This is a genomic window from Cryobacterium breve (assembly GCF_004402375.1).
In the GTDB taxonomy this organism is placed as follows: Bacteria; Actinomycetota; Actinomycetes; order Actinomycetales; family Microbacteriaceae; genus Cryobacterium; species Cryobacterium breve.
Window position 1 is genome coordinate 26,090 of record NZ_SOGJ01000018.1, and the last position, 12,727, is coordinate 38,816.

Sequence of the window (12,727 nt, forward strand, 5' to 3'; positions counted from 1 at the left end):
CAGGGCAGTTTGCTCCCCGGAGCTGAATCGGTTGATCGCCACTAGATCTTTGGGTGGCAGTCTCGTTCACAACGGTTGCCAAGGAAACGGTGGGTATGAAGTCGGGATCCGCACACACGGACCCGAATTCAGCGCTTGGAAAGGGAACCCCGGATTCATCAGGCGCAGGATTCATTCGGATGTCCACAGGTCCATCTAGCGAACAATTCCACTGCGCGAGCCCAGCGTCCCAGGGGAATCCCTTCCAGAATTCATAGGTGTCCACGCTGTACTGATTGGCAAGGTCTTGCTTCGATACGGCGGACCGCAGACCGACAACGGTGTCGAACGACGGGGCTAGCGGTTCTGGGTGGATATCCAGATAGTCACGGACTTGCCTCACGGCAGAAAGTGCGGAGCTGTCATCCTCCACCACCACATTTGCCTGAGCCGACATAGGTATTACAAGGCCGCCAAAGCAGGCAACCACGACTCCAACGGCAAAAAGATAGGTCCTGCTTCTCATTTCGTTCCCCCCCAATTTGGAATGCAGTATCGCATCACGCCCGAATCGTCCCATCGTTACCCCGCGGCGTCAAGCAATTTTGTCCCATTGACCTCTCTCGAAGCCGCCCCCTAGGCTGACAGAAATCTCAGTATCAGCTGGGTGAAAATTGGGGGGACCATGAGAATAAATAGAATGCTGTCAGGCGCGCTTTGCGCAGTCGCTGCCGTCCTTGTATCGCAGATAGTAGTGTCACCAGCAACGGCCAGCGAGCTGGATATTCTTGATCCGCAGGCCCTGGTGCAGTCTCTTGCGCCTGAGGTCTTGGATTCCAGTACGCAGGAATATTCGCACGTGGACGTCATTTCTGGTGCTCCAGACGCGAAATCGCGATCCCTAGTCTCATCGAGCAGTGTTGTTCTCGATGACATCGAGGTGAGTTTGGAAGGCCAATCCGGCTCGGCGATGGGAACGACCATCTCCGTGGACTACGCCACAGGCACTTCGGCTGAGACTGAAGATTTCACCATTCTCAATACGAGCCACGAGAACGTCGCGGCCTATGTGCAACCCAACGACACCGGTGTGCGTTTTCTAACCGCCATCGCGGACTCCTCCGCACCGACCTCGTATTCATACACTTTTGACGTGCCTGAAGGTTCGTTCCTTACCGACAATCACCACGGGTATTTTCTGCGAGGGCCGGATGGTGGAACGCTAGGTGCCCTGGGTTACGCATGGGCAGTCGACGCGGCAGGAAACAGCGTTCCTACCTCATACGAATGGAGCGGCACGACCCTCACGCAGATCGTGGATTTGACCGCGCCCGGGCTTAAATTTCCAGTCTTGGCCGACCCCAGCTGGACGTACGCGCACACCTACAAACTCGAACACACCACTGTCCCAGAGGTCCGCGCTCTTCTGATGGACTGCTTCGGTTGCCACTTCCCCGTCGAGGGCGCTCCACGCAACTTCCCCTCCTCGGGACAGTTTCTTCCTTTAGTCGTGAGACCGATGGACGGTGGCACTGCGTTTAATCACAACTGTTACATGGACGCCACCTACTACCAGAACTACGGTGGCGGGAACGCATACTTTGGCTACGACTTTTTCGCCGCACCGGGACACGTAGACGGCATTGGTTCAGCCATTTACTTCGATTTCAACCCGATGTGGGACCAAGCAACGCCCAACACCAAATACGGCCAATTGGTCGTAACCGGGTGGGTAGTGAATAGCAACCCAATGGGCATGCCGCAGGCCTTCATCAAAAACATGACCTGGTGGAATTGGCTCCATCTAGCGCAGAGCGTGAACGTCTAGGAAAAGTGGAAGCGCATAGTTGAGCGCTGATCCAACCAGGATGGCCCGGTCTAGATGTCCACTCGGTGGATTTCCCAGGCCGGGCCATCTTTGTGAGCGAACAACACTTGTCTACTAAGCGCCTCGGTGTTTCTTCGCCCTGAAAACCATTAGTGCGAATGCCGACGTGAATATAACCGCAAGCCAAAGAAGGGCTGCCTGGAAACCGCCAGTACCGTTTTGGCCTATGTAAACAAAGAGTCCGATCGCCGGAACAACTGCACCGGCTGCAGCTACAGCTCCCTGAACAAACCGCGATCGCCTCAATCGCCAATCAACGATTAAGAGGGCTAACGCAGCACCAACACTTGACACGAACCCAAATAAGATCCCCCCAAAAACGCAGAACATGACGGAGACCATGAGGGTTTGCTGGTAGCCGTTTGTGGAGAACAGGTCATGAAGGACATAGCTGCCAATCGCGATTACTGCTCCAGCAACAGGCCCAAGGGCGATGCCCATTGAGAAAGTGCCAGCTACCGCGCCTGGCTTGCAGCGCGCGTGGGGCAACGATTCGTGAACTGTCATAGTGACACCATTGCATGGCACCCCTACCTGGCGCCAGAATCTGCTCTACTGGAGAGTCTTGCGTTCCTCTCTTGGCGTTCTGCACGTGCCTTTCCTAAGCCGCTAGCCCGATTAGCGCTCGCGGCCGTCGTCGCGGGTGCGGTCGCTCTCAGTCCGGTTGCGTTCGTCCTTGCGCTTGTCGCCGGCTTCGCGGGGCTTGACGTTTAGGCCGGCACGGCGCAGCTGCTCCCGCTGCAGCTCGGCCTTGCGGGCGAACTGGGCGCGGAGGGCCTCAGTCGTCGTCTGCTGCGTCTTGGCCGGGCGTGTGCCTGTTGGTGCGCTGACGCTCTCACGGGCGCGCTGCGTGGCTATGGCGGCTGCTGCAGCGGCGCGCTGCCGGTCGTCTTCGGTGGCTGCGGGACGTGAGCTGAGAACCTGCGATTTGTGCATGGCCGTGACCCGTTCGGCCAGGTCGGCGCCCACGGGGCGCTGCCGGTAGTCCGCTGGTACTGCAGCGGTTTCCTGGGGGTCGATGCGGTACTGGGTGCGGAACACGTCAACCTCGGCGGCAAGTTCCGTCCACTGCTGCCGGCGGTCGGTGTCGGCGGGAACCTCGCCCAGCTCGCTTGCCCACTCGGGCTGTTCGGCCGCGATTGTCGCGCCGCGCTCCTCGAGGCGGGTGTGTAGGTAGTCGTAGCGTTCGGCCAGGTGTTCGCGCCACTCGGGGGCGGTGTGTTCGGAGTCAATCGCGCGACGGTCTGCGATCCATTCCGGCACCGCGGCCGCCGGCTTGTCATGGTCGGCCGGCACGGTGGCCAGGTGGCGGTCTGTGTTGTCGCTGATCCGGGAGGCCAGCACGGCGGCCTGGTCTTGGGCGTTGGCCATATCGCGTTGCGTCCACGCCTGGCGGATGGTGTCGGTGGGGTCCATGCCGGCGGCCTCGGAGTGGCGTAGCGCGGCCTCGACCGCGCCCCAGCTCTCATGCTCGCGCAGCGTGGTTGCCAGGTCTTCGCCAAGTCCCTGGTTAGCGATCTTCGCGAAGCGCAGCACGTCGGCGCGTTCGTGCACGTCGCCGTACTGGTCGATGAGGGTCACCAGGTCATCTACCCGGGCCTGTTCGGCGCGGATGGTCTCGGTGGCCGAGAGCATGCCGTCAGCGTTGCCGGCGATCTGGTCGAGTACGTCGCTGACCGGCTGGGCGTCGGCGGTCTCGACGTACAGGTGGTTTTCGTGCTTGCCGCGGGTCAGGCCGACGTAGGCGAGTTCCCGGCTGGTGCTGCTGTCTGCCAGGACGTGGGCGGTGTCGGCGGTCATGCCCTGGGCGCGGTGGATGGTGGACGCGTAGCCCAGTTCAACCGCTCCGGTCACATACTCCTTCGGCAGGGTGATCGTGCCCCCGGTGCCCTGGTTGCTGACGGTGAGCGTTCCGTCTGGGTGTGCTTTCTCCACCGTCCACAGGTCGCCGTTTTTGACGATGTCGCGGCCGCCGCTGACCTTCAAGTGTGAGTTGTTCACGCGGGTCACAACGGTGTCGCCCTCGTACGCGGCCAGGCCGTCCCGCAGCGGCGCTGACTGCTTGCCCTTGACGATTCCCTCACTCATGCGGAACGCCTGAGCGCGGGCGTTCAGCTCGGCCACGGTGTTGTTCTGCTGTGCGAGCATCACCGAGTGCAGGCCGGCCGTGGTGTCCGACTGCCAGGCAGAGAACACTTCGCCGCTCATCCTGTCCACGCTGCCGCCGGCAACGCGATCGTTCTTGACGTACCAAGCGAACGGGTCGCCCGTCGTCGCGGGGTCGCGCAGAAGCTTCGTGGCCTCGGCTTCGTCGTTGTTGGAGAACCGGTGTAGCTGGTCGAGCTTGACTGATCCAACTTCGTTTTCGAGCAGGCGCAGCGCGCCGCCGGCCTCGACGGCCGAGAGTTGGCGGTCGTCACCGATGAGGCGGACGTGTGCGCCGTGTAATTCGGCAATGCGGGTGACCTTGGCCAGGTTGGTGGTGCCGGCCATGCCTGCCTCATCCACCACGATTACGTCGCCCGGGTTCAGGTCCAAACCCTCGATGCGTTCCGTGCGCTGCAGCAGCTCGGCCAGGCTGCCTTTCTGGAAAGTGAATGAGTGAATCGTCTTGGCATCGATCTCAATTGCGTCTTTCATCACCGCGGCCGCGGTGGCGGACGGGGCCAGGCCAATCACCTTTCCGCCCTGCGCTTCGACGGCTCGGGCCGCTACGCGCAGCGCCGTTGTCTTACCCGTGCCGGCAGGGCCAGAGCCCACGACAAGGCGTGTGCTGCTGGTGGCGAATACCCGGGCAAGCTCGCGCTGGCCGGCGTCGAGGTGCTGGCCCTCCTTCGCGGCGATCTGGTCGAACACGTCGCGGGATACGGGCGAGGCGGTGCGCGTGCGCGCGGCGTCCAGCATCGTGTCCTCGGCGGCCAGGATGCTTCGAGAGGTGAGGAGCTGGCGGCCCTTGTGTTCGTAGATGCTGGTGCCGTCACGACGGGTAAGGGGCTGGAAGGCGCCGTGCGGTGCCGGCGGTGTGACGGTAATGGAATCGGTGTTGAGGGCGTGCCGGGTGACCTGCTCGACCGTGCCCTCAACGGTGTTGCCGGAGCTGCGCTGCGCCTGGATATAGCGGCGAGTTTCGGCCTCTATCGTGTGCGGCCCCCACACTGCGTGATGCTCAGACACGGTCTCGACAACCTGGGCTGCAGCCTGCGCCAAGGTGATGTTTTGGGCCGGAGCTTTGGGGGTGCCGCCGTCCCGTGCGTGGGACTGGGCGTTCTCCAAAATCCCGCCCACAGCGCGGTCGCCAACCAGCGTTGCGGCCTGTGCGCGCCACAACGGGCGCAGCGCCGACAGGGCGCGGGCGTGGAGCTTCTGCGGCCTGGTGTCGAGCGTGGCCTGCTGTGCCAGGGCAATGCGGGCCTTAGCGTCGGGGGTGCGCCCGTGGGTCTCTCGGTAGTCGGATTCGAGCTTGACCATGGCCTCTTTGATCCCGGCCGACCTGGTCGAAAAACCGGCGGTGAGGCGTGCGTCAATGCCGGCGATTTCGACCACAGGGCGCTTGCCCGGGGTGACCTCGCGCAGCTCGGTTGCCAGCTCTAGCCGGTCGGTAACCCGGTCCATAACGCGTTGATTGTAGAACTCGGATGCGGCGACACCCTGGCGGTGCAGCAGCTTGGAATCGATGGTGCGCCACTTCCCGTCTACGCCCTTGACCTTGTTCGCGACCACTAGGTGGTCGTGCAACTGCGGGTCACCGTTGCGGGAGTCGTAGTGGCGGAACCTGGTTGCAATCAGCCCGCCCTCTACGTCGATCTGTGCCACGCCGTTCGTGCCGGCGCGGGTGGCGATTGCCTCCCGTTCGAGGTAGCCGATGGTGTCGCTGATCGCGGCCTCATGCTCCTCCTCGATCGCCTTCCGGGTCTCGTTGTCGCCCAGTCCCCAGAGCGTTGACACGCTCTTGGCCGGCGAGAACACCAGGTCGAATCCGGCAACGGCCTGCTGTGTCGGGCGGGTGGCCGCGGTGATGAATCGGCCCAACTCTTCCTTGTCGGCCGGCTGCCGACCCTTGGCCGTTCGGAACGCCTGCGCACCCTCGCGGACGCGGATAACGCGGCGCTCTTCGGCGTTAGGTTCGCGGTGGTTGATCCGGGTGAAGTCGGTGTAACCGGTCTGGATCTGCTCGCGGAGGTCGGTGGTTCCCTGCTTGTACGAGTAGTACCCGCGGCCCAACTTAGCCAGCTCGATCGCCTCATCAGCGGTCTTGCCTTCACCCTGGGCGGCGACAATGATCTGCTCTGCATCCGGGTGCAGCCCCTCACCAAAGAGGGCTTTCATCTGCTCCTCCGTGACGGTGCCTGAAACGCCCAGAGCGGCCAGTCCTGAGCCGACCCAGACCCCGGGAGGGTTGCCCTCGGCGGTGTAGTAGTCGCCCAGCTCTTGGCCGGCCTCGCGCTTCACATCACCGGTTGCGGTCTCGCTGGTGTAGTACGCATACCCGTCTCCCGCGGAGAGGATATGCATGGTCATCATGGGGTCAGCCTACCTCGTTGATTACTAATGCCAGAGGTGTGACAGATTGATTGACGAAGAATGCGGATTGAGAGTGGCCAGGATCGCAAGATACTGCGTCTGTGCTTTGAGACCGCTGGGAGTGCACGGAGCCGACGAGGAACGAGGAAAGCGCAGTAAACGCGGTCGATAAGCGACAGGCGAGCCACTTTGCAAAACTGAACCACGACTACTGATTGGGACCACTCCTCCGCTGCGCCGCTTGTGCGCCCGCGGGGCGTGCCTGTGACGGTGCCACCTGCAGGCCGGGACCATTCCCCTATCGGACGTGCTGCTTTCGCGCCCGCGGGGTGTGCCTGCATACTGGACACTGACCAACACAGGGGGATCACATGGCCGAAGTACGCAAGTCCGCAAAACTCACCGCCGCCCGTCAGCTCGCGCGCACCAACGCGGCGCAGTTCCGTGAGCGTGAGGACAAGCTAGAGTCCCTAGCCGTGGATTACTTCACCTACGTTGACCAGGTCGAAGAAGTCAACGCGCTGGCAGAGAAAGAAATCGTGCGTGTCCGTGCGCAAGCCGAACGGAACACCGCCGACCGGCGCGCTAGCGCAGCGGCAACCATTGTCGAGATGCAGTCCGCCGGGGCTTCCCGCGTGGAGGTCGCCGGGCGTCTGGGGATCGCGGCGCGCGACATAAAGCGGGCAGCGCCGATCTCTGCAGTTCCCGCGAAAGCCGGCACCGGGAATTCGGCTCCGGTCGAACATCGTATTGAGTAGGAAGGTGCGCCGGTCGGCCAGTAGGCGTTAGGTTCCGGGTTGGGTCTTTGGGCCGGTCTGGGTCTCGGTTAGAACAGGCGCGGGTGTGTTTCTTCTACCCCGGCGAGGGCGGCGCTCATCCGCTCGGGGTCCCAGCCGTGGGTGAGAATCACGTCTCGAAGATCGCGGGAGCGTTGCGTCCGTTCTTCTCGGGCAAGTCCATTGAATCGCCATGCTGACCACCGGTTAGCGTGGCGGTTTTTTTGCGCCCGGTCGAGCATGTTCGTTTTGTGGGTGCCCTCGGATAGGTGCGACTCTGCCGCGTCGAGTACAGCGTGCACACAGATAGGCACGTCGCACGAGTGCAGCAGCAGAACCGACGACGGCAGCGCCGTCCCGGTCGCGAGCTGGTACGCGAACCGCTGCGGTCGCATGACATTTTGGCCGTCGCCGACCTTCGTCCAGAAGCAGCCATACCCATCATTAGCAATAGCACCCGTCCATATCCAACAGTCACCAGCGGCGGGCCCTCTGACAACGTGAGACCAGAACCGTTCGGGATCTGTGACTTTCACTTTTCCTCCTTCTCGAGCTGGGCCCCTCTAGTGCGCGAGTTGGCTAATGCGCTGCGGTGAGAGGCCGAGAATCCGCGCGGTGTCGGCCTGGCTGAGGCCGTCTGCGGTGAGGGCCTTATCGGCTTCGCGGTTGAGCCTGGCCGCTTCCGCAACGGCGGCTCGGGCGTCCTCTTCGTTCTTCTTCGCGAGCGTCCACAACTCGGCAGCGTGCGGCGGAATTTCTACCGTCACCTGAACCTCGATTTGGTCCTCGTCCACGTCGAGCCACACTGCAGCGATGTCGCGGGCGGCGGCGTCAATGTCCTTGACGCTGCGGGCCTGCCCAATCGCCGTTATGCGGGTGTCTCCCCCTCGGGGTGACGCTGAGGTGAGTTCGGGAATTTCGATGGTCCACCACTTGCCGTCACGGTAGGCACGCGCCGTTAGGGTTCGCTTCGTCGTTGTCGTTGTGGTCATGAGAGCGCCTTATCTGTCTCGGTCAACTGTCGGTCCGACCGGCCGACTTGGCCGGCGATGACCCGGATCCCGACGCCGGTCAGGTGCAAGCCCGCGATCCGGAGCCGCTCCTCCAGACTCAAGTATCGCCCTGACAGTTCCGGCTTAGGAAGTGGGGCCCATCCTCCGGTCGCTTGGCGCCAACGCCGTCCCGTTCGTCGATTCACCCCCACAACATCACATGCCGAACAGCGTCGAGCCTTGGGCCATCAACACCCAGAATCGAGCCTGCATTTCAACCAACTCATGCTTCAACCACATAGACAACACCTCACGATCAAGCAGGTGTTACGACGACCTGTCGAGCCCGCCCTCGCCTTACGGGACACGGAGGAGACGCCACTCCCAGCACGGCTCTCCGGCCGGCGTATACGCTCATAGCATGAGCAAAGTGTGCCTGAGTGGGCAACTCGATTGCCGCGATCAGGATCAGGCGGCGGTCGTCGCTGCGCATCTTTCTGATCACGTGGCTCAAACGCGTGCGGAGCATGGATGCCTCCTTGCCGGCTAGCCCGTTCTGGCAGCGACCGTCTTGCCACCTGGTCAGATTGGTCTAGCCCGTACCAGTTCTCCTCGAGTCACTCTGTGATGCCCAGGTGTGGGGCACATCGGGCACGTCATATCGGACGGCCTCGGGGCCGGACGGCCAGCGTATGCGTCCGGAGAGAAGGTCGTCATGGTGGTCACGATGGAACGTGAGCCTAAGAAGCACTCACCGGGTTGCGTGAGATGAAGAATCGACCCGATTCAGCTCCCGCACCTTCTTGAGCACCGGGCGGGAGGCCAATGCGGGAATGATGGCGCTTGCAACCACAGCCCATCCCGATCCAAAAATCGACCACGCAGCCCAAGCGCATAGTAGAGCAAGCACTAGAAGTGACAGTACGAGAACGATCTGTTTCATAAGAATCCTTACTGCGAGTTTGGGGACGGCTCGGCACCAGCCTAGGTCACAGCCCCCGTACACAGTCTGCAGGGAATATACCTAAACGCCAGCAGATGCACCGACCATCCCGTAGTTCTGCTTTTCGGGGCAAGCCACGTCAAGCGTTGCCTTGCCCCCCCCCTTGCTCGTGTTCGCATCAAATTCAGCATCGCATCAAGCGCATCCACCTCAGCAATTGAAAGGACCCATCAGCCCCCACAGGCCAGCCCATCCCGTGGAGAAGAAATGAGCATACGTTGAAAACTTACGTCTGTTAGGTTCACAGATATAAGTCCGCCCCCCCGGAGATTCATAATCAACCAAAGGAACGACAAATGAATAGAGTAGCCAAACTTTCTTTGACTGCGCTCGTATGCACGAGTCTCCTCATGACGGGGGCAGTGGGCGCCGCAAACGCTGCCCCAGCTGCCGTGACCGCGCAACAACGCTCAACGGTCGACTTCGACATCAAGCCAACCTCCACTGACACCAGCGTCGTGGTTGAGCTCGCCAATGGCTCGACGCGTGATGCAGGCGACTTCGTCGAAATTCTCGACGTATCAGGAACGGTAGTTGAGAAGCTTCCCAAGAGCGCCGTGGTCAAAGAAGGAACCTTCACGTACACCGCCACAAGCTCTACGACGCTTGAAGTTTCTCTTGACACTCCGTCGGCAGACGCCCCTGACTATGCCGGTTTCGCACTGAAGGCCTCTGCAAAAAAGGTGAAGTGGGCAGACAGCTGGGACAAGTGCGTCGCTGAGGCAGCTCTTGGAGGTGCCGCCGCAGGTGCTCTTGCTGGCTCTCTGCCTGGAGCCATTGTAGGAATGATCGGTGTGGGTGCCGCCTCAGCACTCCTGCAGTGCCGTGGCCTTCCGCATCTGTAACGTCCACTCAGAGTAAGAACATAGGAAACGCGCGAGATCCGTCGTGGCGTGCTTGCCCGGGACGACACATTTGATTGCCCGCTCTTCTGCACGCGTCAGCGCCTTGTCTCCAAGTCCTGGCGAGTTCTAGTGGTGGTGAGTAAAACCCAACAGAAATCAGGGTGTTACTCACCACCCGCACTCGTCAGGCGCCTCAGTTGCGAGGCAGCCTTCTCGGTTGGATCCCGGATCGAAGCTAACGGCAAAGTGCAGGCCGCAGCAGCCGACCTCGACCGCTAACTCATAAAGGCATGCACGAGAGACGCCCCCGCACCGTGACGATTACTCCTCAGACCCGATTAACACGGTCGTCTACGTTCCCGCCACTGGCCCGTTCACTGGCCAGCGCTTCCTCGTTCACGTCTCCCCACAGGTCGGCTCTATGAACACGTGGCTCGAGGATGGGCGCTGCTTCATAACTGACGGCGCTCACTGAAATTCCCTATGGACGCAGCTCCGGGTGCTTCTCGGTTTGACCGTTAGGGGATCCGTCAGTGGACACTCCTGACTCCGAATCTGCGCTCCCCGCATTGCGGCACCCGAGACGTGCGGCCATCGGCGCCCCAGACGGCGCTCAGAAAGCTTGGGATAGAACCCTCGAGCCCAGGTGCACTCAGTACCTCGCTTGCGCGAGCTGAATACCGGGCGGCCAATCCCTCTGGACCCGGCGAGAGGTGCAGGAGCCGCCGTTGTGCGAGACGCACACGGCAAGCAGCCGCCAATGTTGGCCCTCATCAGTAATTCCCGAGGAACCGGAGATTTGGCTGGCCAACACGGTGACTCCTTGAAACTGAGAGACTAATCAGCATGCACCTTTGCTACATCGATGATTCCGGCGATTCAAAGCACGGGGTGACACTTACTGCCATCATCATTCACGAGGATCACTGGTCCGGTGTTCTTGCAGCATGGCTAGTCGGCCGTCGTAACATCCATTCGGCATTCGGGGTGGGCAAAAAGCAAGAACTGCATGCCAACCACCTTTACAAGGGGCGAAAAGAGTACTGCGATACGCCAGCGCAGCAGGCCAAATTTGGCCAGTCACCTCGCGATGCAACCGGTCGGATGATGCTGGCCGCATTGGCAAAGCATCCCGGCTTCACGGTCGTTACCGTTGGAACGTCGGACCGCTCGAAATCCAAGGCATACGCACGATTCGTCGCTTGGTTGGAAGACTGGGCTGCTAAAGAATCGACTCACCTCATGCTTTTCTATGATGGTCAGCAAGGGCTGGACTATCCGGATTCCAACCCTGACGAAGCTCGCCAAGCGGACCTTTGGGAGACAGCAATCCGGGATGCAAAACCGTATCGAGAAGCCCACAGAGGTCTGGACATCGACACCCGACTAATCGTCGAAGATGTCATCATGCAGGACAGTCGATATAGCCAACTAATACAGGCAGCCGACCTGATCGCATACGGCGCTTATCATTTGCACCGGCAAGAGCACCCTGAGATTTGGGGAACGGGAGACGTGACTGTCAGTGCTGCCATCGTTGCCTATAAGAAACTTTCAAACCACTGGGTAGATGGCTCAGACAAGGGCATCATTTGGTTGGATTAACGCAAGAACCCCCAGCCGGAGCTAGGGGTTCGCGAGGTGCAAGACCCCCTGGGCAACCACGGAGGTTACATAGGGCCTTGCTCGCCTAATACTAGTCGCTTTGTCACTAAATCTGTCACTAGCACTGTTATTAAATCTGTCACTAGCACTGTCACAAAATTTGTCGGTAACTCGGCATATAGATCTGTCGGCCCTCTCTCCATTTATTGTCGTCCTGTAGTCCGATAGGGGATTGTCTGGCGGACACTCTCCCGGTCGCTCGACACGCCCGGAATGATGCGGGTGTTACTGGCGGCGTTCCGTGATCGCTATATGGCGTCATCGATTGTCAGGGTGTCATCGATTGTCAGGGTGTCATCAGCGGCGACTTGATCGGGCATGGTGCCCATGGCACGCGCGCGGCGGTAGAAGGTCGCTCTGGACATTCCAAGATCGCGCGCGACCTGGGCCGTTGTCGCGCCGCGTTCTACGAGGTGGCGAGCGTTATTGATTTGGCGGTCGGTGATGATCCGCGGGCGACCGCCCAGACTCATGCCGGCGTCGCGTCGCTTGGCAATCGAGTCGACTATGCGCTCTCGTTTGATTTCGTGTTCCATCTGACCAAGCGCAGCCATGATCGTGAACAGCATGGAGCCCATGGGCGTCGCCGTGTCGACGTCACCGCCGCCCAAGTTCAGCACGCGAAGGCCGGCGCCGCGCCCGCGGAGCTCTTCGGCGAAAGCAAGCATGTTCTGTGTCGATCGCCCCAGCCGGTCCAGGGTCGTGATGACGAGAGTGTCGCCGTCTTCGAGGGCGTCGAGCGCGCGGTCGAAGTCCGGCCGCGAGGCTCGAGCGCCGGAAACGCCGTTGTCGACGTAGAGGTCATCACGTCGGACACCAGCGGCCAAAAGGTCCACCTCTTGCCGGTCGGTGGATTGTTGGCGCGTCGATACGCGCGCGTAGCCGATCAGCTTCGTCACGGTGCTCCCAGGGGCGTCTCATAACTAACGGTGAATACCTCGGCGAGTTCAGGTGGTGAGAGCAACACCCTGAGTTCTGTGGGGTGTTGTCGATGGCTCGACCGTGGTCGCCTTTGAGCGTCCGTTTGTCGTTTTGGGATGGGCTGGACGCGGGGCTAT

General features: G+C 61.2%; 8 protein-coding genes and 1 pseudogene. 4 read left to right on the forward strand and 5 right to left on the reverse strand.

The genetic code is table 11. The annotated features are described in order from the left end of the window. Positions 1-679 precede the first annotated feature (679 nt). Positions 680-1,807 (forward strand): hypothetical protein, encoded by a 1,128-nt coding sequence (locus tag E3O65_RS07050; protein WP_134363038.1) that lies wholly within the window; start codon positions 680-682, stop codon positions 1,805-1,807. A 678-nt stretch (positions 1,808-2,485) separates the two neighbouring features. On the opposite strand, the gene mobF is transcribed toward E3O65_RS07050, so the two are convergent. Then, positions 2,486-6,388, reverse strand: coding sequence for a MobF family relaxase (mobF, locus tag E3O65_RS07055; protein WP_134363039.1), 3,903 nt, complete (start codon positions 6,386-6,388; stop codon positions 2,486-2,488). A 371-nt stretch (positions 6,389-6,759) separates the two neighbouring features. Between mobF and E3O65_RS07060 the strand changes: the two genes are divergently transcribed. Continuing rightward, the gene (locus E3O65_RS07060) at positions 6,760-7,146 is read left to right on the forward strand and encodes a hypothetical protein (RefSeq protein ID WP_134363040.1); all 387 of its coding nucleotides are present in this window, start codon (positions 6,760-6,762) and stop codon (positions 7,144-7,146) included. A 68-nt stretch (positions 7,147-7,214) separates the two neighbouring features. Here E3O65_RS07060 and E3O65_RS07065 read toward each other — a convergent pair whose 3' ends face one another. The 3 genes and pseudogenes from E3O65_RS07065 to E3O65_RS17600 all read right to left on the reverse strand — a co-directional run. Beyond that, positions 7,215-7,700 carry a hypothetical protein gene (locus E3O65_RS07065; RefSeq protein WP_134363041.1) on the reverse strand — a complete coding sequence of 162 codons (486 nt, stop codon included), beginning with the start codon at positions 7,698-7,700 and terminating at the stop codon, positions 7,215-7,217. Positions 7,701-7,727: 27 nt separating this feature from the next. Next, positions 7,728-8,156, reverse strand: a complete 429-nt coding sequence (locus E3O65_RS07070) for an antitoxin HicB (protein WP_134363042.1) — start codon at positions 8,154-8,156, stop codon at positions 7,728-7,730. A gap of 35 nt (positions 8,157-8,191) precedes the next feature. Beyond that, a pseudogene (locus tag E3O65_RS17600) lies at positions 8,192-8,456 on the reverse strand (helix-turn-helix domain-containing protein); the annotation flags it as partial. Between the two features lie 999 nt (positions 8,457-9,455). Between E3O65_RS17600 and E3O65_RS07080 the strand changes: the two are divergent. Beyond that, positions 9,456-10,004, forward strand: coding sequence for a DUF8020 domain-containing protein (locus E3O65_RS07080; protein ID WP_134363044.1), 549 nt, complete (start codon positions 9,456-9,458; stop codon positions 10,002-10,004). A gap of 846 nt (positions 10,005-10,850) precedes the next feature. Next, complete coding sequence (locus E3O65_RS07085; RefSeq protein WP_134363045.1) at positions 10,851-11,609, forward strand: DUF3800 domain-containing protein; 759 nt, start codon at positions 10,851-10,853, stop codon at positions 11,607-11,609. A 308-nt stretch (positions 11,610-11,917) separates the two neighbouring features. On the opposite strand, the gene E3O65_RS07090 is transcribed toward E3O65_RS07085, so the two are convergent. Next, positions 11,918-12,568: a recombinase family protein gene (locus tag E3O65_RS07090; protein WP_134363046.1), complete on the reverse strand. Its 651-nt coding sequence runs from the start codon at positions 12,566-12,568 to the stop codon at positions 11,918-11,920. Positions 12,569-12,727: the final 159 nt, after the last annotated feature.

What these genes read in the sequence shown, in the direction of transcription:
- E3O65_RS07050 (WP_134363038.1), top strand. Translation starts at nt 680, where the DNA reads ATGCTGTCAGGCGCGCTTTGCGCAGTCGCTGCCGTCCTTGTATCGCAG.
- E3O65_RS07080 (WP_134363044.1), top strand. Translation starts at nt 9,456, where the DNA reads ATGAATAGAGTAGCCAAACTTTCTTTGACTGCGCTCGTATGCACGAGT.
- E3O65_RS07070 (WP_134363042.1), bottom strand. Translation starts at nt 8,156, where the DNA reads ATGACCACAACGACAACGACGAAGCGAACCCTAACGGCGCGTGCCTAC.
- E3O65_RS07085 (WP_134363045.1), top strand. Translation starts at nt 10,851, where the DNA reads ATGCACCTTTGCTACATCGATGATTCCGGCGATTCAAAGCACGGGGTG.
- mobF (WP_134363039.1), bottom strand. Translation starts at nt 6,388, where the DNA reads ATGATGACCATGCATATCCTCTCCGCGGGAGACGGGTATGCGTACTAC.
- E3O65_RS07060 (WP_134363040.1), top strand. Translation starts at nt 6,760, where the DNA reads ATGGCCGAAGTACGCAAGTCCGCAAAACTCACCGCCGCCCGTCAGCTC.